The organism is Mycolicibacterium stellerae (assembly GCF_003719305.1).
GTDB lineage: Bacteria > Actinomycetota > Actinomycetes > Mycobacteriales > Mycobacteriaceae > Mycobacterium > Mycobacterium stellerae.
On sequence record NZ_RARC01000026.1, the window covers coordinates 21147 to 46115 of the forward strand.

19 protein-coding genes and 1 pseudogene are annotated in these 24969 nt (G+C 65.7%); 12 read left to right on the forward strand and 8 right to left on the reverse strand.

All coding sequences use genetic code 11. From position 1 onward, the window contains the following. Window positions 1-135 precede the first annotated feature (135 nt). The 7 genes from D6M19_RS25065 to D6M19_RS25095 all read left to right on the forward strand — a co-directional run bounded on the left by D6M19_RS25065 (window position 136) and on the right by D6M19_RS25095 (window position 7827). Entirely contained in the window at window positions 136-981 is an 846-nt protein-coding gene (locus D6M19_RS25065) for a transketolase (RefSeq protein ID WP_234835039.1), read from the forward strand. Beyond that, the gene (locus D6M19_RS25070; protein ID WP_234835040.1) at window positions 978-1982 is read left to right on the forward strand and encodes a transketolase family protein; all 1005 of its coding nucleotides are present in this window, start codon (window positions 978-980) and stop codon (window positions 1980-1982) included. The genes D6M19_RS25065 and D6M19_RS25070 overlap by 4 nt, the downstream gene beginning before the upstream one ends. A 27-nt stretch (window positions 1983-2009) precedes the next feature. Beyond that, on the forward strand, window positions 2010-3482 hold the full coding sequence (locus D6M19_RS25075) for an NAD-dependent succinate-semialdehyde dehydrogenase (protein ID WP_123027987.1): 1473 nt from the start codon (window positions 2010-2012) through the stop codon (window positions 3480-3482). A gap of 264 nt (window positions 3483-3746) precedes the next feature. Beyond that, on the forward strand, window positions 3747-5609 hold the full coding sequence (gene dnaK, locus D6M19_RS25080) for a molecular chaperone DnaK (RefSeq protein ID WP_123027988.1): 1863 nt from the start codon (window positions 3747-3749) through the stop codon (window positions 5607-5609). Continuing rightward, window positions 5606-6238, forward strand: coding sequence for a nucleotide exchange factor GrpE (grpE, locus tag D6M19_RS25085; RefSeq protein ID WP_123027989.1), 633 nt, complete (start codon window positions 5606-5608; stop codon window positions 6236-6238). Before dnaK ends, grpE begins: the two co-directional genes overlap by 4 nt. 21 nt (window positions 6239-6259) lie before the next feature. Continuing rightward, complete coding sequence (gene dnaJ / locus D6M19_RS25090) at window positions 6260-7432, forward strand: molecular chaperone DnaJ (protein ID WP_123027990.1); 1173 nt, start codon at window positions 6260-6262, stop codon at window positions 7430-7432. Then, entirely contained in the window at window positions 7432-7827 is a 396-nt protein-coding gene (locus D6M19_RS25095; protein ID WP_123027991.1) for a heat shock protein transcriptional repressor HspR, read from the forward strand. Before dnaJ ends, D6M19_RS25095 begins: the two co-directional genes overlap by 1 nt. Window positions 7828-7832: 5 nt before the next feature. On the opposite strand, the pseudogene D6M19_RS25100 reads toward D6M19_RS25095, so the two are convergent. Both D6M19_RS25100 and D6M19_RS25105 read right to left on the reverse strand, forming a co-directional pair. Continuing rightward, window positions 7833-8405, reverse strand: a pseudogene (locus tag D6M19_RS25100) (DUF222 domain-containing protein); the annotation flags it as partial. A 156-nt stretch (window positions 8406-8561) separates the two neighbouring features. Then, window positions 8562-9461, reverse strand: coding sequence for an aldose 1-epimerase (locus tag D6M19_RS25105; RefSeq protein WP_123027992.1), 900 nt, complete (start codon window positions 9459-9461; stop codon window positions 8562-8564). 48 nt (window positions 9462-9509) lie between these two features. Here D6M19_RS25105 and D6M19_RS25110 point away from each other — a divergent pair, with 48 nt between their 5' ends. Then, window positions 9510-9950 carry a nuclear transport factor 2 family protein gene (locus tag D6M19_RS25110; RefSeq protein WP_123027993.1) on the forward strand — a complete coding sequence of 147 codons (441 nt, stop codon included), beginning with the start codon at window positions 9510-9512 and terminating at the stop codon, window positions 9948-9950. 15 nt (window positions 9951-9965) lie between these two features. Here the strand turns inward: D6M19_RS25110 and D6M19_RS25115 are convergent, their stop codons facing one another. Both D6M19_RS25115 and D6M19_RS25120 read right to left on the reverse strand, forming a co-directional pair. Further along, window positions 9966-11132, reverse strand: a complete 1167-nt coding sequence (locus tag D6M19_RS25115) for an FAD-binding oxidoreductase (protein WP_123027994.1) — start codon at window positions 11130-11132, stop codon at window positions 9966-9968. 18 nt (window positions 11133-11150) lie between these two features. Beyond that, a complete protein-coding gene (locus D6M19_RS25120; protein WP_123027995.1) occupies window positions 11151-12167 on the reverse strand; it encodes an ABC transporter permease in 1017 nt (338 codons plus the stop codon). Window positions 12168-12268: 101 nt separating this feature from the next. Between D6M19_RS25120 and D6M19_RS25125 the strand changes: the two genes are divergently transcribed. Beyond that, window positions 12269-12901, forward strand: coding sequence for a TetR/AcrR family transcriptional regulator (locus tag D6M19_RS25125; protein ID WP_123027996.1), 633 nt, complete (start codon window positions 12269-12271; stop codon window positions 12899-12901). On the opposite strand, the gene D6M19_RS25130 is transcribed toward D6M19_RS25125, so the two are convergent. Beyond that, window positions 12896-13567: a GAP family protein gene (locus D6M19_RS25130; RefSeq protein ID WP_123028051.1), complete on the reverse strand. Its 672-nt coding sequence runs from the start codon at window positions 13565-13567 to the stop codon at window positions 12896-12898. The two genes, D6M19_RS25125 and D6M19_RS25130, sit on opposite strands and share 6 nt — an antisense overlap. 165 nt (window positions 13568-13732) lie before the next feature. Here D6M19_RS25130 and D6M19_RS25135 point away from each other — a divergent pair, with 165 nt between their 5' ends. Together D6M19_RS25135 and D6M19_RS25140 are read left to right on the forward strand one after the other, a co-directional pair. Next, on the forward strand, window positions 13733-14227 hold the full coding sequence (locus D6M19_RS25135; protein WP_123027997.1) for a nuclear transport factor 2 family protein: 495 nt from the start codon (window positions 13733-13735) through the stop codon (window positions 14225-14227). Window positions 14228-14313: 86 nt separating this feature from the next. Further along, window positions 14314-17496: a multicopper oxidase domain-containing protein gene (locus D6M19_RS25140; protein WP_123027998.1), complete on the forward strand. Its 3183-nt coding sequence runs from the start codon at window positions 14314-14316 to the stop codon at window positions 17494-17496. Here the strand turns inward: D6M19_RS25140 and D6M19_RS25145 are convergent. Genes D6M19_RS25145 through D6M19_RS25155 form a run of 3 tightly spaced genes read right to left on the reverse strand, consistent with a single transcriptional unit; the run spans window position 17493 to window position 21996 of the window. Further along, window positions 17493-18464 (reverse strand): antibiotic biosynthesis monooxygenase, encoded by a 972-nt coding sequence (locus D6M19_RS25145; protein ID WP_123027999.1) that lies wholly within the window; start codon window positions 18462-18464, stop codon window positions 17493-17495. The two genes, D6M19_RS25140 and D6M19_RS25145, sit on opposite strands and share 4 nt — an antisense overlap. Next, window positions 18464-21193: a molybdopterin-dependent oxidoreductase gene (locus D6M19_RS25150; RefSeq protein WP_123028000.1), complete on the reverse strand. Its 2730-nt coding sequence runs from the start codon at window positions 21191-21193 to the stop codon at window positions 18464-18466. The genes D6M19_RS25145 and D6M19_RS25150 overlap by 1 nt, the downstream gene beginning before the upstream one ends. Next, the gene (locus D6M19_RS25155) at window positions 21190-21996 is read right to left on the reverse strand and encodes an FAD binding domain-containing protein (protein ID WP_123028001.1); all 807 of its coding nucleotides are present in this window, start codon (window positions 21994-21996) and stop codon (window positions 21190-21192) included. Before D6M19_RS25155 ends, D6M19_RS25150 begins: the two co-directional genes overlap by 4 nt. Window positions 21997-22389: 393 nt before the next feature. Here D6M19_RS25155 and clpB point away from each other — a divergent pair, with 393 nt between their 5' ends. Beyond that, the gene (gene clpB / locus D6M19_RS25165; RefSeq protein WP_123028003.1) at window positions 22390-24936 is read left to right on the forward strand and encodes an ATP-dependent chaperone ClpB; all 2547 of its coding nucleotides are present in this window, start codon (window positions 22390-22392) and stop codon (window positions 24934-24936) included. Window positions 24937-24969: the final 33 nt, after the last annotated feature.

A 24969-nucleotide genomic window follows, 5' to 3' on the forward strand; every position in this document is an offset into this window, starting at 1 on the left:
GTGCTCAGACGATTTGAATGGCACGCGCGATCCCAACCGTCCCGGCAGTTACCGGTGATTTATGGACAAGATGTCCGTAAAACAGTAAGCTCCAGGTTGTAGCCGATGCGCAGCACACCGATCACAGGAGAACCCGTGGCACAACCCAGCTTGACTAAGGAACGCATCGCGCTCCTCAAGGACCGCGCGAAGTTCGTCCGAACCGAGACCGTCCGACTCGTCGACATCGCGAAGACCGGACACTATGCGTCGGCGTTCTCATGCGCAGAGATCTTGGCGGTGCTCTACTACGACATCCTCACCCTGCGGCGGGGCGAACCGGACTGGCCGGGCCGTGATCGGTTCCTCCTCGGCAAAGGCCATGCCGCCGTGGGCCAGTACCCGCTGCTGACCGAATGGGGATTCCTGGACAAGGGGGTCCTCGACGCATACACGCGGCTGGGCAATCCCCTTGGCGATCACCCGGACATGACGAAGGTGCCTGGCGTCGACTTCTCGTCGGGTTCGCTGGGCCACAACCTGTCAGTCGGCCTTGGAATGGCGATGGGCGCCAGATACGCGCAGGAATCCTTCGACGTCTATGTGCTGCTCGGCGACGGGGAACAGGCCGAGGGTCAGGTGTGGGAGGCCGCGATGGCGGCCTCACATCACCGGGTGACGAACTTGATCGCGATCGTCGATCGCAATCAGTACTCGCTCGACGGGCGCACTGACGACATCAACGCTCTTGAACCGCTGAGGAGTAAGTGGGCGGCGTTCGGCTGGAGCGTTCACGAGGTGGACGGCCACGACGTCATCGCCCTCACCGAACTCCTGCGGTCGATCAAAACCGGTGAGCGAACCAAGCCAACCGTCGTGATCGCTCACACCGTCAAGGGTAAGGGCGTCTCGTTCATGGAATCCGAATTCGGTTGGCATCTCGGTTGGCTCGATGAAGAAGACGAAGCAGACGTCTATGAGGAACTGGAGGGAGCCAAGTGACCGCCGAATTGACAGAGAGTGCAACAGGACAACGAGGAGGTTCGTGGCAGCTGACCCAACTGCTCGATCAGGCGCCCGGATTCCACGCGTTGAGCGACACGCTGGCCGAGCTGACCGATCGCGGCCACCCGATCGTCGTCGGCACGGCCGACCTCAAATACTCCAACGGCCTTGTGCGCTACGCGGAGCGATACCCCGACCGGTTCATCCAGTTCGGCATCTCCGAGCAGAACATGCTCTCCGCCGCGGCGGGGTTGGCCTCGACTGGCCTTCAGCCATATGTCGCGACGTTCGCCAGCTTCTTGGCGCTGCTGTGTGCCGAGCAGATTCGCACCGATACCGCGTACACGAACCTTCCTGTCCGAATGGTCGGCCACCACAGCGGCGTCACTCTCGGCTTCTACGGCACGTCGCACCATGCGACAGAAGACCTGGCCATCACACGTTCCATCGCGAACCTCACGGTGCTGGCACCCGCCGATGCGACGCAGCTCAGCGCGATGATCCGCGCCGGTGTCGATGTCGCGGGCCCCGTTTACCTCCGCATCGGCCGTGGACGCGATCCCCGGGTCTACGCCGCTTCAGACCTCGCCGGCTTCGCAATCGGCAAGGCCATTACCCACAGCACCGGCCGCGACCTGACCATCGTGGCGACCGGCTCGATGGTGCACCCGTCGCTGGAGGCAGCGAAAACCCTATGCGGCGAACGGCTCTCGGTCGGCGTCATCGATATGCACACCATCAAGCCGTTCGACGCCGCCGCCATCGCCGCCCTGTCCGGTAACACCGGTGCCGTGCTGACCGTCGAGGAGCACAACATCATCGGCGGTTTGGGAGCGGCGGTCGCAGAGGTGCTCGCCCAGACCGCGAACGGGCCGACGCTGTTCCGTCACGGGATACCCGACGAATATGCGCCGGTGGGCCCCCCTACGCACCTGTACGCCCACTACCGCCTCGACGCCCGCGGCATCGCGGCGGTCGCGCGCGAGGTGCTCCGGTAAACGACTGTGCAGCCACATGGGGAAGGTATGGCCGCTTATGCGACCGGCATCCTGACCAAAGTTCCCGACCAACTCTTCATCGGTGGGCAGTGGGTTGCTGCCGAGTCGGGCGACACGATCGTCGTGAATGATCCCGCAACCGGGGCGGTGCTGGCCGAGATCGCGGACGGAACCGTCGACGACGGCATCAGGGCCCTCGACGCCGCGGTGGATGCCGGCGAGTCGTGGGCGCGAACCTCGGCCAGGGTTCGCAGTGAAATCCTGCGCAGCGCTTTCGATCTACTGCAGCGACGGCGCGACGAGTTCGCCCTCCTGATGACCCTCGAGATGGGTAAACCCATCGCCGAATCCCGCAGCGAGGTCACCTACGGCGGGGAGTTCCTGCGCTGGTTCAGCGAGGAAGCCGTCCGTATTCACGGCCGATTCGGGCCGACCCCCGAAGGCAATGGGCGGATGATCGTCACGCGGCGGCCCGTCGGCCCGAGCTATCTGATCACGCCATGGAATTTCCCGCTCGCGATGGCGACGCGAAAGCTCGCGCCCGCGATCGCTGCAGGCTGCACCGCGGTGATCAAGCCCGCGACCCTCACCCCGCTGACCACGCTCGCGCTTGTCGCCCTGCTCGATGAAGCCGGCCTGCCCGAAGGGGTGGTGAACGTCATCACCACCACGTCGTCGTCTGCGCTGTCACGAGCACTGATGGCTGACCCGCGGCTTCGCAAGATCAGCTTCACCGGGTCGACACAGGTGGGGGTGTCGCTGCTGAAATTGGCGGCCGACAACGTGCTCAACACGTCGATGGAGTTGGGCGGAAATGCACCGTTCATCGTTTTCGACGATGCCGATCTGGACCTGGCGGTCGACGCCGCGATTTTGGCCAAATTTCGCAACACCGGCCAGGCGTGCACCGCAGCAAACCGGTTCCTCGTCCAGGACGGTGTCGCCGACGCCTTCGTCGCCCGGCTCACCGCACGCGTCGCCGAGATGAAGATCGGCCCCGGTGTCGACACCGAGGTGACTATCGGGCCACTGATCGACCACAACGCGGTCGCGAATTCGGCCCGCTTGGTCCGCGACGCTGTCGACAAGGGCGCACGGCTGGTGCACGGCGGGTCGGCAGGGGAAGGGCCGGGAGCCTTCTTCGAACCCACCCTTATCGACCACATCACCGACGATATGGCGGTCTCCACCGAAGAGATCTTTGCCCCCATCGTCGGAATACGCCGGTTTGCCACTGAGGCGCAAGCGGTTCGGCTGGCCAACGACTGCCCGGTCGGGCTCGCCGGCTACGTGTACACGGAGAGCCTCGCGCGCGGGCAGCGCATGATCGATCTGCTCGACACCGGCCTGATGGGCCTGAACGTCGGTGTCATCTCGAACGCCGCGGCGCCGTTCGGCGGTGTCAAGCAATCCGGCCTCGGTCGAGAAGGCGGCGCCGAAGGCATCGAGGAGTATCTGGAGACTAAATACACCCTCATGCCCGAGCCCCATCGCGAGTAGGCCGTCGAAGGCGCGCCCGCGCGTCAGAGGCCCAGCGTTCTGCGCCGATTTCTGCAGGTGGGTCGTGATTCGCGCCGTCGGCACAGCCATGCTGCAGAAATCGAGGATTCGAGCTCCGGGAACAAACCGCGGAGACCGGCCGTTGTCCACCTTGACAAGTTGAGTCGATCAGGCTCAAGTCTGGTTTGACACGGAAGCGTGGGCAGGAGCAGACTTGAGCGCGGTCCACTCAGACCTTAACAAAGCTATTTCAGGAGGAACACCATGGCTCGTGCGGTCGGAATCGACCTCGGGACCACCAACTCCGTCGTCGCGGTACTGGAGGGTGGCGACCCCGTTGTCGTCGCCAACTCCGAGGGCTCCCGCACCACCCCGTCGGTCGTCGCGTTCGCGCGCAACGGCGAGGTGCTCGTCGGCCAGCCCGCCAAGAACCAGGCGGTCACCAACGTCGACCGGACCATCCGTTCGGTCAAGCGCGAAATCGGCACCGACTGGTCTGTCGAGATCGACGGAAAGAACTACACCCCGCAGGAAATCAGCGCACGCATTCTGCAGAAGCTGAAAAGGGATGCGGAAGGCTATCTGGGCGAGGACATCACCGATGCGGTGATCACCGTCCCCGCCTACTTCAACGACGCCCAGCGGCAAGCCACCAAGGAGGCCGGCCAGATCGCCGGGCTCAACGTGCTTCGCATTGTCAACGAACCGACCGCGGCCGCACTGGCCTACGGTCTGGACAAGGGCCAGAAGGAACAGACCATCCTGGTCTTCGACCTCGGCGGCGGCACCTTCGACGTCTCGCTGCTGGAAATCGGCGAAGGCGTCGTGGAAGTCCGTGCCACCTCGGGTGACAACCACCTCGGTGGCGACGACTGGGACGACCGGATCGTCGAATGGCTGGTCGACAAGTTCAAGGCGAGTGCAGGCATCGACCTGACCAAGGACAAGATGGCCATGCAGCGGCTTCGTGAGGCCGCCGAGAAGGCCAAGATCGAGCTGTCCAGCTCGCAGAGCACCTCGATCAACCTGCCCTACATCACCGTCGACGCGGACAAGAACCCGTTGTTCCTCGACGAGCAGCTGACCCGTGCGGAGTTCCAGCGGATCACTCAGGACCTGCTTGACCGCACCCGCCAGCCGTTCAAGTCGGTGATCGCCGACGCGGGCATCTCGGTTGCCGACATCGACCACGTGGTGCTGGTGGGTGGTTCCACCCGCATGCCAGCGGTGGCCGATCTGGTCAAGGAACTGACCGGCGGCAAGGAACCCAACAAGGGCGTCAACCCCGACGAGGTCGTCGCGGTCGGCGCTGCACTGCAGGCCGGCGTGCTGAAGGGCGAGGTGAAAGACGTTCTGCTGCTTGACGTCACCCCGCTGAGCCTTGGTATCGAAACCAAGGGCGGCGTGATGACCAAGCTGATCGAGCGCAATACCACGATCCCGACCAAGCGGTCGGAGACCTTCACCACGGCCGACGACAACCAGCCGTCGGTGCAGATCCAGGTGTTCCAGGGTGAGCGCGAAATCGCTTCGCACAACAAGCTGCTCGGCAGCTTCGAGCTCACCGGTATCCCGCCCGCCCCGCGCGGCGTGCCGCAGATCGAGGTCACCTTCGACATCGACGCCAACGGCATCGTGCACGTCACCGCCAAGGACAAGGGCACCGGCAAGGAGAACACGATCAAGATCCAGGAAGGCTCCGGCCTCTCCAAGGAAGAGATCGACCGGATGATCAAGGACGCCGAGGCGCACGCCGAGGAGGACCGCAAGCGTCGCGAGGAAGCCGATGTCCGCAACCAGGCCGAATCGCTGGTCTACCAGACGGAGAAGTTCGTCAAAGAGCAGCGCGAAGCCGAAGGCGGCTCAAAGGTTCCCGAGGACACCTTGAGCAAGGTCGACGCGGCCATCGCGGAAGCGAAGACGGCGCTGGACGGCACCGACATCTCCGTGATCAAGTCCGCCATGGAGAAGCTGGGACAGGAGTCCCAGGGTCTGGGCCAGGCGATCTACGAGGCCACGCAGGCCGAGCAGGCCGCAGGCGCAGGCTCGCCAGGAGGTCCGTCGGGCGCGTCTGACGACGATGTCGTCGACGCCGAGGTTGTCGAGGATGACCAGGAGAACAAGTGAGTTCCAACGATCCGCACGAGCCGGTGACCATCACCGACAAACGGCGTGTCGATCCCGAAACCGGTGAAGTTCGCGACCAGGCAACCGGACCGGCCCCCAGTGGGCCGGCACCGGGGCCGTTCGCCGGGGAGACACCCGAAGAGGCTGGCAAGGCCGCCGAGTTGCTCGCCGACCTGCAGCGTGTGCAGGCCGATTTCGCCAACTACCGCAAGCGGGCGTTGCGCGACCAGCAGCTGATTGCCGATCGCGCCAAGGCCGGCGTCATCGCCCAGCTGCTGGGCGTGCTGGACGACCTCGATCGCGCCCGCAGCCACGGTGACCTGGAGTCGGGTCCGCTGAAGTCGGTTGCCGACAAGCTGGTGACCGCCCTTGAGGGACTGGGTCTTTCAGGTTTCGGCGCCGAGGGCGACGAGTTCGACCCAGCCCTGCACGAAGCGGTACAGCACGAGGGCGAGGGCACTCACCCGATCGTCGGCACCGTCATGCGGCGGGGTTACAAGGTCGGCGATCACGTGGTGCGCCACGCCCTCGTTGGGGTGGTGGACACCGTGCCCGACGCCGGTGAAACGGCCGACAAGCCCGACGCTGCGCCCGAGAAGGACGCAGAATCAATCCAGCAGGACAACTAGACAGGTAGGAGGTGACGCGAAATGGCCCAGCGTGAATGGGTCGAAAAGGATTTCTACAAAGAACTCGGCGTCTCCTCTGACGCCAGCGCCAAAGAGATCAAAGGGGCGTACCGCAAGCTCGCCTCCGAATTGCATCCGGATAAGAATCCCGACGGTGCCGAGCGGTTCAAGGCCGTATCCGAGGCGTACAGCGTGTTGTCCGACGAGGCCAAGCGCAAAGAATACGACGAAACCCGAAGGCTTTTCGCCAACGGTGGCTTCGGCCGCGGCCGGTTCACCGGCGGCGGCAGCGGTAACTTCGGTGGGTTCGGCGGCGACGGTGCCGATTTCAATCTGAACGATCTGTTCGATGCGGCGGGCCAGACGGGCGGCGCGAACATCGGCGACCTGTTCGGCGGGCTGTTCGGCCGTGGCGCACAGCAGCCTCGACCCAGCAGGCCTCGGCGCGGCAACGATCTGGAGACCGAGACCGAGCTGTCGTTCATGGAGGCCACCAAGGGTGTGGCCATGCCCCTGCGGCTGACCAGCCCGGCGCCGTGCACGAATTGCCATGGCAGCGGGGCGCGTCCGGGCACCAGCCCGAAGGTGTGCCCGAACTGCAATGGCGCAGGTGTGGTCAACCGCAACCAGGGCGCGTTCGGTTTCTCCGAGCCGTGCACCGAATGCCGTGGGAGCGGCTCGATCATCGAGCAGCCGTGCGACGAGTGCAAGGGCACCGGCGTCACGACACGGACCCGCACCATCAACGTGCGGATCCCACCGGGTGTCGAGGACGGACAGCGGATCAGGCTCGCCGGACAGGGTGAAGCCGGGCTGCGTGGTGCGCCATCGGGCGACCTGTATGTGACCGTCCATGTGAAGCCGGACAAGGTGTTCGGACGCGATGGCAACGACCTCACCGTCACGGTGCCGGTCAGCTTCAGCGAACTCGCACTGGGCACAACGCTTTCGGTGCCGACGCTGGAGGGCAAGGTCGGCGTGCGGGTTCCGAAGGGGACATCGGACGGGCGCATCCTGCGGGTGCGCGGCCGAGGTGTGCCCAATCGGTCCGGCGGCTTCGGTGACCTGTTGGTCACCGTCAAGGTCGCCGTGCCGCCCAAACTCGAAGGTGAAGCGGCAGAGGCGTTGGAGGCGTACGCGAAGGCAGAGCGGGCCAGCGGGTTCGACCCGCGGGCCGGGTGGGCCGGTGCGTGATGGCAGGCAAGCGCCCCGACGACCGCGAAGCCGCGAGGACCTTCCTGATCTCCGTCGCCGCCGAGCTTGCGGGCATGCACGCGCAGACGCTGCGCACGTATGACCGGCTTGGCCTGGTAAGCCCGCAGCGCAGCTCGGGCGGCGGGCGCCGCTACTCGCAGCGCGACGTCGACCTGCTCCGCGAGGTGCAGCGGCTGTCTCAGGACGAGGGAGTCAACCTCGCAGGCATCAAACGGATCATCGAGCTGACCAACCAGGTCGAGGCACTGCAGTCCCGGTTGTCCGAAATGGCTGACGAACTGGCTCGGTTGAGCGCCAAGAAGAGTCGCGACATCGCGGTGGTGCCCAAGAGCACCGCGCTGGTGGTCTGGCAACCTCGCAAGAAAAACCGCTGACCCACCTAGTTGTTTGTTGGTGGTGGTTCCTGTGGTTGGAAGGGTTGGTACCACCACCAGTCGGCGCGTTCGCCGCTGGGCCCGGGGCATGGTGGGACGTCGGGCGGGGGTTTGGTTGGTGGACGGGCCAGCGATCCTGCGCTGAGTGGTCGCCCGGCGTTGTCGGTGACGACGAGTTCGTCTGCGGGTCCGGTGATGGTGATGACGCCGCGGTGGTGCAGCCGGTGGTGATACGGGCAGACCAGCACCAGGTTGACCAGTTCGGTGGGGCCGCCGTCTTCCCAGTGGCGGATGTGGTGGGCGTGCAGAGCGCGGGTGGCCCCACAACCCGGTACTGCGCAGGGGGGGTGGCGGTGTTCCAGTGCGCGGCGAAGCCGCCGGTTGATCAGCCGGGTGGTCCGCCCGGCGCCGATCACCTGCCCGTCGCGCTGGAACCAGACTTCACAGGTGGCATCACAGGTCAGGTAGCGACGCTCAGACTCCGACAGCAGCGGGCCCAGATGCAGCGCGGCGACGCGGTCTTTCACGTCGACGTGCATGACGGCGGTGGTGTGCTGTCCGTGCGGGCGGCGGGCGGCGGGCGACGTCGGACTCGGCAGCACGCACCGCCGTCGCGGCGGGAGCTATGGTCGAGGACATGACCCATCATCACACCCGGGTACGACAAATCTGGACTACCTAGGAGTCGGTTTCACGCCAATCGCGAACCCAAAGAGTCAGCGTGGGTTGTGCTTTCACCTAACCTGTATGGAGAAGCGGGTGGTTTCCGGATTGCCCGCGGCCACGCGGTAGGTGCCGCGGGTGAGCGCGTCCGTCGGCGCCGCCATCGGCTCGATAGCGACGAGTTCGTCGCCCGGTGGGGCGAACAATTGCGCTGCCGGATAACCCTTCTCGAATGTGACAGCGATCAGCCGGCCCCCGCCCTCGATCGTGAACACGGCGCCTTCGGGCACGTTGTCGAAGCCGTCGTCATACGTGACGTTCTTCAATGGCTGGGTGGCGCCTTCCCAGTCCTCGGCCTGCCCGGTCGGCAGGCCTCGGCTGTCGACGAGCAGGGTGCGCATGCTCGGTGTGGTCAGCGTCCAGTCGTCGCGCGGCACGCCAGGAATCTGGAAATACGGGTGGTACCCGAAGCACAATGGCACAGGCGCCGCCGTCGTCGGCGTGACCGTCGTCTCGATGGTCAGCGTCTGGTCGTCCAGCGTGATCTGCTGCGTCAGCACGTGCGGGAAGGGGAACGAAGCCAATAGCTCCGGCCGCTCGCCGTAGTCCAGAACGGCAGTCAACGCGTTGTCCGATCTGTCGGTGACCAGCCAGCCGGGATAGGCCGCCAACACGCCGTGCATCGGCGCGCCGTGTTCGTCGGCGCGAACGCCGCCGCTGCCAACGGTCAAGGAGACGACGGTTCCGTCGACCTCATACGTGTTGGCGCTCAGGCGATTTGCCCACGGGTAGAGGAGCGGAATCCCCATTGTCTTGCCGTTGGCCACATAGGCCTCAAGCCCGCGGCGTTGACCGAGAAACTCGACTCCGTCGTCGGCGAGGGAAGTGCAGATCATCCCCGCCGCAGGCACGTACGTCGCCGACAGTGATGACCACGGGTCGCGAAGAGTCACTGACTCGAACTCCGGCATGGACGCGATCCTGCCATGCGGCACCGACCCGTCCTGTTAGATCGAGAAATGAGCGCTGCCCAGCGATATGACGAGATAGAAACGCGAAACCTCGCAACGGTGCAGGCGGGCTTCGACGCGTGGCGGAACGGCACGGGCAACATCTATGACGTGCTGGCCGACGATGCCACCTGGGAGATCACCGGCAACTCGGTGGCAGCCGGCGTCTATTCCAGTAAGGAGGAGTTCCTCGCCAACGTGGTGCGACCGTTGATGGCGCGGATGACGACTCCGTTGACGCCGACCGTCCGCGACATGTACGCCGACGGCGACACCGTCATCGTGCTCTTCGACGCCGAAAGCACAGCGCGCGACGGCGTGCCCTACCGCAACACCTACTCGTGGTACTTGACGTTGCGGGACAACTGGATCGTCATGGTGACGGCGTTCTATGACAGCATCGCGTTCGACGACATCTGGCAGCGAGTGACACCGGCGGCTCAGTCGTAGACGATCAATACCCCTTCAGCCGGCCAACGGATCGTGCTGGATACGTTCGGGCGGAGCGCCTTTGGCGATAAGCGCTTCCTTTGTCGCGGTAACCATATCCGGGCCGCCACAGATCAGGATCTGTCTGTCGCCCCAGTTTCCGTACTTCGTCACCACCTCGGGCAGCCTGCCGGTCTGCCGCAGATGAAGTCCGCGCGGCGGCTGCACGTCGGGGTAGTCGGCGGCCCACGGCGGGTCGGAGCGGAACTCCGAAACCGGCGACACCGACAGCCAGGGGTTGTGTGCTGCGAGCTGCCACAGCGTGCGCAGGTCGTACAGCTCGCACGGGTACCGCCCGCCGAAGAACAGATGCACCCTAGGGTTCACCGCCCACTGGGTGAGCTCCATGATGAGCGCCCGCAGCGGCGCCAGCCCGGTGCTGCCCGCGACCATCAGCACGTCGCCGCCGTCCCGGTCGATCTGCATGCCGCCGTGCGGATTCGACAGCCGCCACCGGTCGCCGGGCCGGGTTTCGGCGACGACGGTCGGACTGACCATTCCGCCGGTGACCGATCGGACGTGGAATTCGATGGCGCCGCTCGGGTCAGGGGGCATCGCCGGGCTGAGGTAGCGCCAGCGGCGCGGCCACTGCGGCACCTGCACGGTGACGTATTGGCCCGCGAAGTAGGACAGCGGCTGGTCCAGTGCAAGACGCACCACCGAGATGTCCCTCGACACCCGGTTCAGCTCGACGACGGTGCCGTCGCAGAACGGCGGGCCCTGTTCTGCGTCTGCAGCGCCACGCATGACGCCGATGAACAGCTCGAGGGCGGCGCGGGCGGTGTCGTCGAGCTTGTCGTCCCAGTTCTGGCTCAACTGTCTGCGCAGCGTCGTGTATAGCGCCTCGTGCATGCTGAAGTAGTGGCTTCCGACCACACCGTACTTGCGATGATCGCGGCCCAGCTGAGCCAGAAACGCGACGGGCTCCTCGGCGCGTTGGTCGACGAGCTCGCCGAACAGCCACGTCATCGCCTGGCTGAACACCGTGAACTGGCTGCCCAGATCGGGCGGGAACAGATCGCGCACCGCCATGTCGATGGCGAACCACTTGGTGTAGAACTGGCGGACCAGCTCCTGGCCGCCGAGGCGTGGATCGACCGCGTCGCGCAGCATCCGCAGCCCGTCGCGGTCGTCGAGTCCCACGCCGCTTGAGTGTAGGTATCAGCCGGGCAACCGCCCACCCTTGCCGTCACGCACCGCGGCAATCACGATCAACCCGGCTCCCGCGATCGCCCAGCCGGCCAGCACGACGATCGCCATCGTGGCGCCCGACCCGCCGAAGAACGCCGTCGAGCGCAGCAGTGTGGCGTTGGCTCCCTGCGGCAACCACTGCCCAAGCGCACCCCATCCGCTGGGCAGGAGCTCGGGCGCGCTCGCCAGCCCCGAGAGCGGGTTGCCCAGCAACAGTGCAAGCAGGGAGCCTGCGGCCAGCCCGGCGCGGCCGAACAGCGAGCCGAGGCCCAGCATCGACAGCCCGGACGCGAGTGCCCCGAGCGCGAGGCCGCCGGCAACCCCCCAGAAGTTCGCGTCAATCGAGCCGAGCACGAACCGCAGCAGCGCCGCGATCGTCGCTCCCGCCAGCCCGGCGAACACCACAGCGGCCGCGAACCGGGTCCACACCGCACGTCGCAGCGCGAGCACGAGCACGACGGCGGGCAGCAGGCCGGCCAGCGTGATGGGCAGCGCGGATGCCGCCAGCCCGGCGCCGCGCGGGTCGGCGGAGGTCGGCGGGGCGACGTCTTCGGTGTGCAGCGCGACCCCCGCGTGTTGGGCGATGCCGCTGCCGACCTGATTCAGCAGCTGGGCGACGGTCGGGCTCGCGCCGGTCGCGATCAGCAGGGTGCGGCCGTCCGGGCCGAACGAGATGCCGCCGTAGACATCCCGATTGCGGATGGCGTCGCGCAGCGCCGCCTCGCCGGGGTAGTAGGTGATCGCGAATGCGCCAGGCGCGTTGTGCTCGAGGATTTCGGCAACTTGACCGCTGGCCGCCTGCGGGCCCGCCGCACCGATCGGGACGTCGTGCGGCTTCGAACGCGCCGCAGGCAGGGCGAACGCGATGGCGACGATCGCGATCACCACGACCAGCACTGCGACGATGCCGGTCGCGCGCAGCGCGGCGGGGGGTTCATGGGCCTGGGCGGCGTGATGGGTTGGCCTCGGGAGCGATTGCGTCGTCATTGCTCACTCGCTTTTCATCCGACGTTGAATTTTCTGTCAGCGGTGAGCGTAACTCCGCAATGACCAGATTTCAACAGTCATTGAAATGATATCGTCGGCGGATGGCTCCACCTGCGAAGACGACGAGCCGCCGCCGGGGTCGACGGCAGGGCGAGCCGGTTTCGCGCGAGGCGGTACTGCGCGCGGCCAAGCAGCGGTTCGGGGTGGAGGGGTACGAGAAGACCACTCTGCGCGCGATCGCAAACGACGCGCACGTCGACCCGTCGATGGTGCTCTACCTCTTCGGGTCGAAGGCCGAACTCTTCCGGGAGTCGCTGCGGTTGATCATCGACCCCGACGCGCTCATCGCGGCGCTCGCCGACGGTGACGGGGATATCGGCACCCGGATGGTGCGCACGTACCTGGGAATCTGGGAGCACCAGGACACCGCAGCGAGCATGGTTGCGATGCTGGTGTCTGCGACCTCGAACCCCGATGCACACGAAGCGTTTCGCGCCTTCATGCAGAGCTATGTGCTGACCGCAGTGGCGGGTGCGCTCGGCGGCGGCGAACAGGCCCGCCTTCGGGCCATGTTGGCCGCGACCAACCTGGTTGGTACGGCGATCCTGCGCTACGTGATGCGCGTGCCGCCGCTGGCCACGCTGCCTGCTGACGACGTCGTCAAGCTGATTGCGCCTTCGGTGACCCGTTACCTGACCGCGTCGGCGCAGGAACTGGGTCTGCCCGAGCTATAGACCGTGAATTCCCTTGTACAGCACCAGAAGACCAATGACGATCAGAATGGCGGCGACGAGCGTGGCGTGCTGACGCTCCATCCAGTCCTTCAGCCGGGTCAACGGCTCGTCGAGGCGATCTCCTACCACCGCATAGGCGAGGATGGGGATCGCCACCGTCGAGCCTGCGAACAAGACGTACCAGGCTTCGGCAGCCCACACCGCAGGGGAGCGCAGCCCGGCAGAGCCAATGGCCAAACCCGCTGCGGCACAGATGAAGAGCACCTTCGGGTTGATGACCGTCAACGCCGCGGCGGCAAGGCCCGCGCGCAGCGGCGTGAACTTGCTCATGCTGTTCATCCAGCCTGGGGTGTGGTCGGACTTCTTGCGGGTGAACCAGCGGTAGAGACCGAAGACGATCAGCGCCGCGCCGATCACGATGCGCGCCCACGACGCCCAGCCGGGTGGCTTCTCCTTCAGCCCGCCCGCCAGGCTGGAGACCTCGACGAAGATCGTCGTCAACGCCGCCAGCCCGAACAGCCAGCCGGCCAGAAACGCCAGACCCGTCGGCCTTGGACGCGGCGTGTGCAGCACCAGCACGGCCGGGATGATCGACAACGGCGAAAGCGCGACGACCAGCGCCAGCGGAATGAGCTCGGTCAGTACCGAGCCCCAATTGCCAGACATCGACTGCCCTTTCGTCGCGCTACCGAGGAGAAGGTAGCAAGGCGTGACGTCCGCGGCGGCAATTGCGCAGGTTTGTGATTTGCCGCCGTCGTGGTTCGACGTGGCGGGTGACTCGGTCGCTGATTTGCCGTCATACACGCTGCCGGGCTGACATACTCACCTCCCATGACGCGATCCGCAACGGCGAAATGTGCGGCCGCTTTTGCGCTGACCGCCGCCCCGGCCGCCGTTCTGACGGTTGTACCGCAGGCCACTGCGCTGGCGGACAGCTGCTCGGACGTGGCATCCAACTCTGCGATGGCGATCGACACCGGTGCCTGCGCCGACGTGCTCGCGCAGGAGAGGCGTTGGTTGACCGCAATCACCGAGGGCGACCGTGTGACCGTGGATTCGATTCTGGCGCCGGGCTTCAAGCACATCAACTCCGATGGGATCCTGCTCGACCGCGCGCAGGAGATCGCCGGTCTCGAGAAGGTGTCGTTCACAATGAACCCGACCGACCAACTCGTCGACATCGCAGGAGACACGGCGGTGATTCACGGCGTGAACACCCTCATCGACGGCGGCACGGTGCTGGCGCGGGAGCGGTTCACCGACGTATTCGTGCTACAGAACGGAACCTGGATGGCGCTTTCCGCCCAGGAGACCGCCCAGGGATAGCTCGTTCCCGCGGATTTGCCATGTGTATATCTGCGGCTCTGTACTGTTTTGCCTGCATCCTCACCCACGTCTGAATGGGGGGCGCCATGCGCCGTCTTCGCGGCAAGCCGGTGCTCGTCATCGCACTGTCGGTCGTCATATCGATGACCGCGATGATGACGGCATGCAGCAAGGAAAAGACCGCGCCGGTGCCCGCGGCCGGTGTCAATGCCGGGCCGGAAGGAAAGCCTGCGCCGTTTCGGGAACCGGTGCGCCTTTCGAGCAAGGACGGGGTGCTCGAGGTGCGGTTGTCGGCGCATCAGAGCACCGTCAACCTCGACACGGTCAAGCAACCCGTGACCAACTTCCTCACCTACGGCTACGACCTGATCAAGGGCACGAGCTCGGACGGCTCGACGAAGAGCGACAACGTCTACCCGGGCCCGACGCTGCGCGTGGAACCCGGCGAGAAGCTGATCGTGCACTACGACAACGACCTTGAGAACCTGACCATCCAGGACTACTACGATCCCGCCTTCACTCCCAAGGGAGGCGAAGTACCGATTTATCCACCGACGCTCAAAGAGTCGCCGCTCAACCTGCACACCCACGGCCTGCACGTCAGCCCGTCGGGCAACGCAGACAACGTGCTGCTGTCGATTCCGGCAGGCCTTGGCAACACCTATACCTACGACGTCCCCAAGACCATGCCCAACGGGTTGTACTGGTATCACAGCCACCGCCACACGATGACCTCACAGCAGACCTACTACGGACTGGCGGGCCTGCTCGAGATCGGGCGGCCCGACGGGAACCTGCCGCTGGTCACCAAGAACAATATTCCGGTGCGCGACATGGCGATTCAGTACAACTTCGTGTTCGACCGCAACGGTAACGGTCACCAACTGAACAACTACAGCTGGCCGCAGTTCGTCAGCACACTGAAACCGCCCGAGGGTGCACAGCTGGCGGACGGCACCTATCAACCGAGCCTGGCCCCGGTGAACATTGCCGACACCACCGCCGGCGCCCAGTACCTCACGCCATGGTGGGCCGGTCCGCTTTCGCCACACAACAACCGAGGCCAGACCCAGTTCATCCCGTCGAATCTGATGTCCTTCGACAGCCCGACGAAGAAGGTCGCCGAGAATCCGGCAATGCCGGAGAACGAGCGCGACGTGCAGTTCACCGTCAACGGCCAGTTCCAGCCGGAGCTGAAGATCAAGCCGGGCCAGACCGAGATCTGGGCGGTGGCCAACATCAGCGACATCGCCTACATGACACTCCAATTGACCGAAACCGCCACCGGCAACCATCCGAAGTTCTCGATCGTCGGCCAGGACGGCAACCCCTACACGCGGGTGGGCCTGCCCGTCTACGGGGACGGCACGACGCTCAGCATCCCACCGGGTTCGCGCTACGCGATCGCGGTCACGATGCCAGCCGAAGGCGACCTGGTACTGGAGTTCCCGCCAGATCCCCATGCCAAGCCGATCGTGAATCCCGGTGTGCTGTATACAAGCAACGGCACCAAGAATCCGCCCGCGGAAATCGGCACCCTCACCGTGGATCCGAAGTACCTCGCCTTCGGCGACGGCTTCTTCGTGTTCCCCACCCAGACCCTTATTCGCGCCACACCGGACACCAGCGGGCAGGGGCAGACAACGGCTTTCGAGCCGGGGCAGAACCTCGACGCGTACACCTCCTTCGTGGACACGTCGGTGATGACGCCCGCTGTCAAACGGGCGCTGGCGATCACCGACGGAATCGGCACCGACAAGGCCAGCAACAACGACCCTAAGGCCGTTGTCTACATGTTCGACGACAACACCTTCCCCAACATCCCGCTCATCCAGCCACGGCTCAACTCCGTGGAGGAGTGGTTGATCACAAACCTCAACAACGACGCCCACCCGATGCACATCCATGTCAACGACTTCCAGGTGATGGCGATCGACGACCCGAACAGGGGCAAGACGGGTGTTCAGCCGTGGGGGCTGGACAACGTCAACGTTCCCGCACCGATCTTCGACGACCGCCATGTCGTGAGCACCCCCTCGTCGTTGACCATCCGACAGGAGTTCCTGGAGTACGCCGGCACGTATGTGATCCACTGCCACCGCCTCAACCACGAGGACAACGGCCTGATGGCTCTCATCAACGTCATTCCCGAGGTGTCGACGTACGCGGTGGCGGTTCCGGGATTGAACGGAAAACCTGCCTCGGTTCAGGTTCGGGATGCCAACGGCGACAAGGTTCTCCAGACCGTCACCCCGTTCCCGGACTTCGAGGGCACGCCGTCGGTTGCGATGGCCGATGTGAACGGCGACATGATCCTCGACCTGGTCGTCGGCACAGGCAAGGGAGCGGCTCCAGAGGTGGTCGTCTACGACGGCAATGACACTGCTGACGGCCTTTTCAAGACCGAGCTGACCCGGTTCGCCCCGTTCGACTCCGGCTTCACCGGCGGGGTGACCGTCGCGGGCGCCGACATCGACGGAAACGCCTTGGCCGACAACATCATCGTCGGCTCGGGGCCGGGGATGGAATCGCAGGTGAAAGTCTTCTCGTCGAGCACCCCTTCTGAATCGGGCAAGGCCCCCGACGTGTTCTCCACATTCACGCCGTACCCCGGGTCCCAGTCCGGCGTCGAGCTGGCCACCGGCATGGTGGAGGCCGGGTCGGGCCGGGAGAGCGTCGTCACCGCACCCGGACCCGGTGACGCGCCGCTGGTCAAGTCTTTCCGGTGGGACCTGTTCACCCCGACCGCCCGGGCACAGGCCAATGGTACTGCGACGCAATCACATTCGAACAAGCCCAATGAGCCGAGGATGACGTCGCAGATCATGGCGTACGACGAGTACTACAAGGGCGGCGTTTCGTTGTCGACCGGCTGGGTCGCGGGCCCCGAGGGGGGCGCGAAGAGCATCATCACCGGGCAACTGGCGGGCGAAGGCACGGTGCGGGTCTGGTCGAACGGGTCGCGCCTCGACGGGCAGCCCGCCATCTACCTCGACAACCCGAACCATCACGAGGAGAACGTCTCCTACGGCCAGATCGCGGAGTTCACACCGTTCCCAGGCGCCAAGCCGGGCGTCACCGTGGCCACCTCCAGCACCGTCTACGGTGCCGACCTCCTGGTGGCGGGCATGACGCCGGGCGGTCAGGAGGTTCGCAAGTTCACCCTCGGGCGGCCGACACCGGATGCCAAGACTGTCGCGCCCAAGCAGATCGCGGCGCTGCCGGTGATTGCCGGCGTCGCGTCCGCAGCCCCGGTGGCGGGCCGCTAGGGCAGGTGCCAGAAGACCCTGGTGACAAGGTAGAACACCACGCTCCAAAATGCCAGGGCGGCAACGGAAATACCGATACCTCGCCAATTCGTTTTGGTCGCAGGGACATTTGGCGGCGGTCGCAGCCAGTGCTTCAGCAGCGGGTTGACGTAGTAGGGCATCGTCAGAAAGGTCATGGCGAAGCTGGAGCAGAGGTTTCCGACGAGCAGGTTCAGCCACAGCGGCATTTTCAGCGGCCACAATAAGAGGGACAGCAGTACGACCGTCGGGTAGAGGCCCACCCACACCGCGATGGAGGTCTTGATGTCTGATGGAGGCGGCGTGTCATTCCCGTGCTCGTCGAACGCGAACCAGCTGCCGAACGAGTTGTCGATGGTGCGGGAATGGAAGTCGGAGAACTTCTCGCCCTCCGCAAGCAGTTGCTTACGCTCGTCTGACACCAGCCAGCGGTCCAGGTCGTCGGCGGTGTCGAAACGATAGAGGGTGGTCCACTCCTCCTGTACGCCTGCGACCGGACGGAACAGCTCAGTGCCGCGAAACCCGGGAAACTTGCTCTCCGCCAGGTTCATTTGCGCCTGCCAGGCCAGGAAGTCGTCCACGTTGTCCGGGTCGACGCGGTGACTGACCGCGACGGTGACCAACGGGTCGCGATGTTGTGCGCCGCCGCCGAGTACCTGCTGGGTCGCAGGCCCGTCGAGAAACTCGTGTCCGCCTGCCAACCGGTCCTGTCGGGTCCCGCTGTTGAGCCACGCCTGGACGTGGGCGATGCTGTCGAACCGGTACACCACGACCCACTCGGACTGAACGGCCGTCGGCGGATTGATCTCAGCGCCGAGGAAGCCGGGGTACTTGGATGCTTCTCCGTTCAGGTCTTTCTGCCACGCTTCGAAGGCCTGTTCGCAGCCGGGCCGCACGTTCTGACCGATGATGACGGTGGCCGCGGTGTCGGTGGGGTTCCTGGTGTCCATCAGCTGCCGATCAGTTCTGGTGAATCAGCGGGTTCGCCGGACAGTCTGCGGTAAATCCGCTCCGGCGTCAGCGGCAACTCACGGTAGCGGACGCCGGTGGCGTGGTGCAGCGCGTTGGCCAGTGCGGGGGCCACCGGGTTGACGTTCGATTCGGCAATTCCCTTGGCGCCCATTGGCCCGACCGAATCGGTCGACTCGACGACGATCACCTCCGTGCGGGGGATGTCGGCGTAGGTGGGGATGCGGTAGTTGCGCAGGTTTGGGTTGACCATCACCCCGTTCTCGTCGACGTGAAAGTTCTCGGTGAGCGCGAAGCCGATGGCCTGCGCCACCCCACCTTCGACCTGCCCGCGCACCTGCGCCGGGTTGATCACGACACCCGCGTCGGTGGCGTGAACGCTGTAGAGGATCCGGATCTCACCGGTCGCCCGGTGCACGGCGATGCGGAAACCGTGCGCGTTGGACGTCACGCTCCGCGGGGACCCGTATGCCTTGCGGGAAACCGAGAATCGGATCCGGCGTTCCCGGGCGGCCGCCAGCAATTCGGTCAGCGGCACCCTGGCTTCGCCACACGTCACCGCGTCGTCTTGCAGCGAGCATTCGGCCGGGTCGACACCGGCATGACCGGCGGCGAATCGCAGGATGGCATCGCGAAGCGCGGTCGCGGCCTTCTGCACGGCGTTGCCCGAGACGAACAATCCCGCGCTTGCGAACGCCCCCGTGTCGAACCCGGTCCTGTCGGTGTCGGACTGCACCAGGTGCACCCGCGACGGCGTCGTACCAAGCACGCTGGACGCGATCTGCACATGAGCCGTCGACGTACCCTCCCCGAATTCGACGGTGCCGACGGCGATCTCGTACACGCCGTCGTCACGCAGGGTCGCCCACGCCTCGGAGATGTGCTCGGTCGGCGGTGCGGTTTCATGGATCGAACTCGCGGTGCCGGTACCGATCAGCCAGTCCTCGCCGAGCGCATGCCCGTTGGCGCTGCGTTGCAATGCGGCGTCGACCCTGTCGATGCATGCGAGAAGGCTGTCTTCGGCGAACATCACGTCGTCGGGATGCTCGCCGACGGCCAGCAGCGCGTCGCCGGGCCGGATCACGTTGCGTCGCCGCAGCTCCATCGGATCGAGGTTCAGCGCCAGCGCGAGCTCTGTCATGGCGGATTCGACAGCGAAGCTCGGCTGCGTCATGCCGTATCCGCGCAGCGCACCGCTTGGCACCGTGTTGGTGTAGACCGAGAAGCCGTCGAATTTCTTGTTGGGACAACGGTATTGCATCATCGCGGCGCCGCCCGCGAACAACGTCTCGCCACCGTGGTTGCCGTAGGCGCCGGTGTTCGACACGTTCCGGAATCCGAAGGCCGTCAGCGTGCCGTCGGACTTGGCGCCGAGCTTGACGGTGATCGTCATCGGGTGCCGCGGTGACGCGGTGGTGAACTCCTCCTCGCGGGTGTATTCCCAGCACACCGGCCGCCCGATGTCGATGGTCGCCAGCGAAACCAGATCCTCTGAGATCACCTCCTGCTTGCCGCCGAACCCGCCGCCGACCCGTTTGCAGAACACCCGGAGCTGGTCGGGTCGCAGATCGAACAGGTGCGACAGCTTGAGCTTCGCTATCGACGGCGACTGCGAGCTGGTCCGCACGTTGAGCCTGCCGTCCTCCATCCAAGCGATGGAGCCGTGCGTCTCGAGGTGTGCGTGCTGAACGCGCGGAGAGAAGTAGGTGCCCTCGTGGATGACGTCTGCCTCGGCGAAGCCGGCTGCCACATCGCCGATCTCGCCGCGCAGCTCGATGAGGATGTTGTGTTCGGGGTCGTGGATGAACGGGTCGTGGGTTCCGTGTAGCTGGGGTGCGCCTTGTTTCATCGCCTCCTGCGGATCGAAGACGGCGGGCAACACCTCGTAGGTGACCTTGACCCGGCGACATCCCTCTTCGGCGGCGCCGATCGAGTCGGCGACCACGGCGACGACGCGCTGGCCGACGAACCGCACGACCCTGTCGAGGATCAGGGTGTCGTCGGGGTCGACGAGGTGGTCGGTGTGGATCGCGGTGTTGAACCGCTTGCCAGGGACGTCTTCCCACGTGTAGACGCGGTGCACGCCGGGCACCGCCAGCGCGGCGGTCTTGTCGATCGACACGATGCGGGCGTGCGCGTGCGGCGAGTGCAGCACCTTGAGGTGAAGCATGCCGTCCATCTCGGTGTCCATCGTGTACTCGGCGCGACCGGTCACCACGTCGGTGCCTGCGGGGGCTCCGACGCTGGTGCCTACCGCCTGGCCGGGGGCCGCTTCCTCGATCTCGACGACGCCGTTGACGGCATCCTCGATCGCGCGGTATCCCGTGCAGCGGCACAGGTTTCCTTTCAGCGCGCGCGGCAGGTCCTGCTTCTGCGCGTCGGTGAACGTGGCCGCGGTCATGATCATGCCCGCGGTGCAGAACCCGCATTGGAAGCCGGGGGCGTCGCGGAACTGTCGCTGCAGGGGGTGCAGGTCGTCGGGTGTGCCGAGGCCCTCGATGGTGGTGACCCGACGTCCCTCGGCGCGAAACGCCGGCGTGATGCAGCTGTGCACCGGATCGCCGTCGAGCCAGACCGTACAGGCGCCGCAATCGCCTGCGTCGCAACCTTTCTTGACGCCGTGCCAGCCCAGCGAGCGGACGAACGTGCGAAGGCACTGCCCGGGTAGCGGTTCCTCGTCGAAGGCCGCGCCGTTGACGGTGTACGTCATGCCAGCTCTCCCCGTAGCTCTTCTGCGAAGTGTCCGGCCAGGTGCTCGCGGTGCTCTGGCGTCCCGTTCGGATCGTCGAACCACAGGTCGTGCGGAATCGACTCGATGCTGTGCCGCAGCGTGTCGACATCGGGAAAGGAGTTGAACGCGAGCCGTATTGGTCGGGTGGTGCCTGCGGTGATGGTCAGCAGGAGGTCGCCTTCGCCCTGGGTCGCGATCATGAAAATGGTCGACCGGCCCAGTTGGGTCAGGGTGAATCGCCTGTGGGCGTGGCGCTTTCGCAATGCCTGAGCCGGGATGTCGATCTTTCGCAGCAGTTCGCCCGGCGCGAGGATGTTCTCGTGGTTGCCGGTCACGAAATCGACCGCGTCGACGCTGCGCTCGGATCCGTCCCTGGCCTGCAGTGTGTACGTGGCCTCGAGCGCCACAGTCATGGTGATCATCGGTCCCGCGGGCAGAGACATGGCTATGTTGCCGCCAACGGTCGCGGCGTTCCACACCTTGAACGAGGCGAGGAAGGCCTCGCAGCTGGTGGTGAACAGCGGGGCGGCTCGCCAGTCGTCCGGCGCGGAGAACTCGTAGAGCCTGCGCACGGTGCACATCGCGCCGATCTCGAGGCCCGCCTCGGTGGCGGTCAGCCCGTCCCAGCCGAGCGGCATCAGGTCGATGAGGCGGCGCAGGTCAGGTTGCTCATCGGAGAACAGCCAGGTCCCGCCCGCCAACCAGGCGTCGCCGTCGCGCCAGCCGCTGCCCGGTCGCTGGGAAGGGTGCCTGACGACCTCGGTGATGGTGTTGATGTCCACGTCAAGGCCCTTCGGGAATTGGGAACGCGGAACGTAGCCGGCAACGTCGCTTAGCTGACTCTAGCGAGAACTGCCCAGCATCAGGGGTAATAGACGCAAGCGATTCGCCACGTCAGGTCGCGCCTCCGGAGGATCCGGCGCCGGGTGTGCCGCCGTTACCGGTGGCGTAGCTGGGGTTCGCGAGGCTGTGCACAGATCGCTTCTGGGGCCCGTTGCACGATCTGTCGGCAGCCTCGGCGATGAAGACTATGAAGAAGGGGCCATATGGCTCTAGATGGCAATCGGGAAAAAAGTTAAAGTTGAGCGGAACAGACTCAACCTTGACGACGTTGATGAATACGACCAGCATTTTTATTCAGACTTGAAAGACTTGAGAACAGATCGGAGGCAGTCGTGGATTCGTTCAATCCGACGACCAAGACCCAGGCTGCGCTGACCGCGGCCCTGCAGGCGGCGACCACCGCAGGCAACCCGCAGATCATGCCTGCACACCTGTTGATGGCATTGCTCACCCAGAACGATGGCATTGCCGCCCCCTTGTTGGAGGCCGTCGGCGTCGAACCCGCGACTGTCCGCACCGAGACGCAACGGCTGCTCGACCGGCTGCCAACCGCCAGCGGCGCCAGCTCGCAGCCGCAGTTGTCCCGTGAATCCATCGCTGCGATCACGACGGCACAGAACCTGGCCACCGAGATGGACGACGAGTACGTCTCGACCGAGCACCTGATGGTGGGTCTGGCCACCGGCGACTCGGATGTCGCCAAGGTGCTCACCGGCGTCGGCGCGTCGCCGCAGGCGCTGCGCGAGGCGTTCGTCAAGGTGCGCGGCAGTGCCCGCGTCACCAGCCCCGACCCCGAGGGCAGCTACCAGGCGTTGGAGAAGTACTCCACCGACCTGACCGAGCGCGCCCGCGAAGGCAAGCTCGACCCGGTCATCGGGCGCGACAACGAGATTCGCCGCGTCGTGCAGGTGTTGAGCCGGCGAACCAAGAACAACCCGGTGCTGATCGGCGAGCCAGGTGTCGGCAAGACCGCGATCGTCGAGGGCCTGGCCCAGCGCATCATCGCGGGCGACGTCCCGGAGAGCCTGCGCGACAAGACCGTCGTCTCGCTGGACCTCGGGTCAATGGTCGCGGGATCGAAGTACCGCGGCGAGTTCGAGGAGCGGCTGAAGGCCGTGCTCGACGACATCAAGAACTCCGCGGGTCAGATCATCACGTTCATCGACGAGCTGCACACCATCGTGGGTGCGGGCGCGACCGGCGATTCGTCGATGGACGCGGGCAACATGATCAAGCCGATGCTGGCCCGCGGCGAGCTGCGCCTGGTCGGCGCCACCACCCTCGACGAGTACCGCAAGTACATCGAAAAGGACGCCGCGCTGGAACGCCGTTTCCAGCAGGTGTACGTCGGTGAACCGTCCGTCGAGGACACGGTCGGCATCCTGCGTGGCCTCAAGGACCGCTACGAGGTGCACCACGGTGTGCGCATCACCGACTCCGCGCTCGTCGCGGCGGCCACGCTGTCCGACCGCTACATCACGTCACGCTTCCTTCCCGACAAGGCCATCGACCTTGTCGACGAAGCGGCCAGCCGCCTGCGGATGGAGATCGACTCAAGGCCCGTCGAGGTCGACGAGGTCGAGCGCCTGGTGCGCCGCCTCGAGATCGAGGAGATGGCGCTGGCCAAGGAGTCCGACGACGCCTCCAAGGCCCGGCTGGAGAAGCTGCGCGCGGAATTGGCCGACAAGAAAGAACAGTTGGCCGAGCTGACCACGCGCTGGCAGAACGAGAAGAGCGCCATCGACGTGGTCCGCGAGCTCAAGGAGCAGCTGGAGTCGCTGCGCGGCGAGGCCGATCGTGCCGAGCGCGACGGCGACCTGGCCAAGGCCTCCGAACTACGCTACGGCCGCATCCCCGAGCTGGAGAAGAAGCTCGACGCGGCGGTCCCGCAGGCCGAAGCCCGCGAGGGCGTCATGCTCAAAGAGGAGGTCGGGCCCGACGACATCGCCGACGTGGTTTCGGCGTGGACGGGTATCCCGGCGGGCCGGATGCTCGAGGGCGAGACGGCCAAGCTGCTGCGCATGGAGGACGAGCTCGGCAAGCGCGTCGTCGGCCAGAAGGAGGCCGTCCAGGCGGTGTCGGACGCGGTCCGTCGCAGCCGGGCGGGCGTCGCCGACCCGAACCGCCCGACGGGGTCGTTCATGTTCCTCGGCCCGACCGGCGTCGGCAAGACCGAGCTGGCAAAAGCGTTGGCGGAGTTCCTCTTCGACGATGAGCACGCGATGGTCCGCATCGATATGAGCGAGTACGGCGAGAAGCACTCGGTGGCCCGACTCGTCGGTGCACCTCCCGGCTACATCGGCTATGACCAGGGCGGTCAGCTGACCGAGGCGGTGCGAAGGCGGCCGTACACGGTGATCCTGTTCGACGAGATCGAGAAGGCTCACCCCGACGTGTTCGACGTGCTGCTCGCCGTCCTCGACGAGGGCAGGCTGACCGACGGCCAGGGCCGCACGGTCGACTTCCGCAACACGATATTGATCCTGACGAGCAACCTCGGGGCAGGCGGCAACGAGGAGCAGGTGATGGCTGCGGTGCGCTCGGCGTTCAAGCCGGAGTTCATCAACCGGCTCGACGACGTGATCATCTTCCATTCCCTCCAACCCGACGAGCTAGTGGAGATCGTCGACATCCAGCTGAAGCAACTCGACAAGCGGCTGGCTCAGCGCCGGCTCACCCTCGAGGTGTCGCTGCCGGCCAAGAAGTGGCTGGCCGACCGCGGCTTCGACCCGCTCTACGGGGCGCGCCCGCTGCGGCGGCTGATCCAGCAGGCCATCGGCGACCAGCTCGCCAAGCTGTTGCTGGCAGGCGAAGTGCACGACGGCGACGTCGTGCCGGTCAACGTCACTCCCGACGGCGACGGGCTTGTGCTGGGCTGAAAAGTGGGCGGCGCGGGATGAAACGCCAAAATT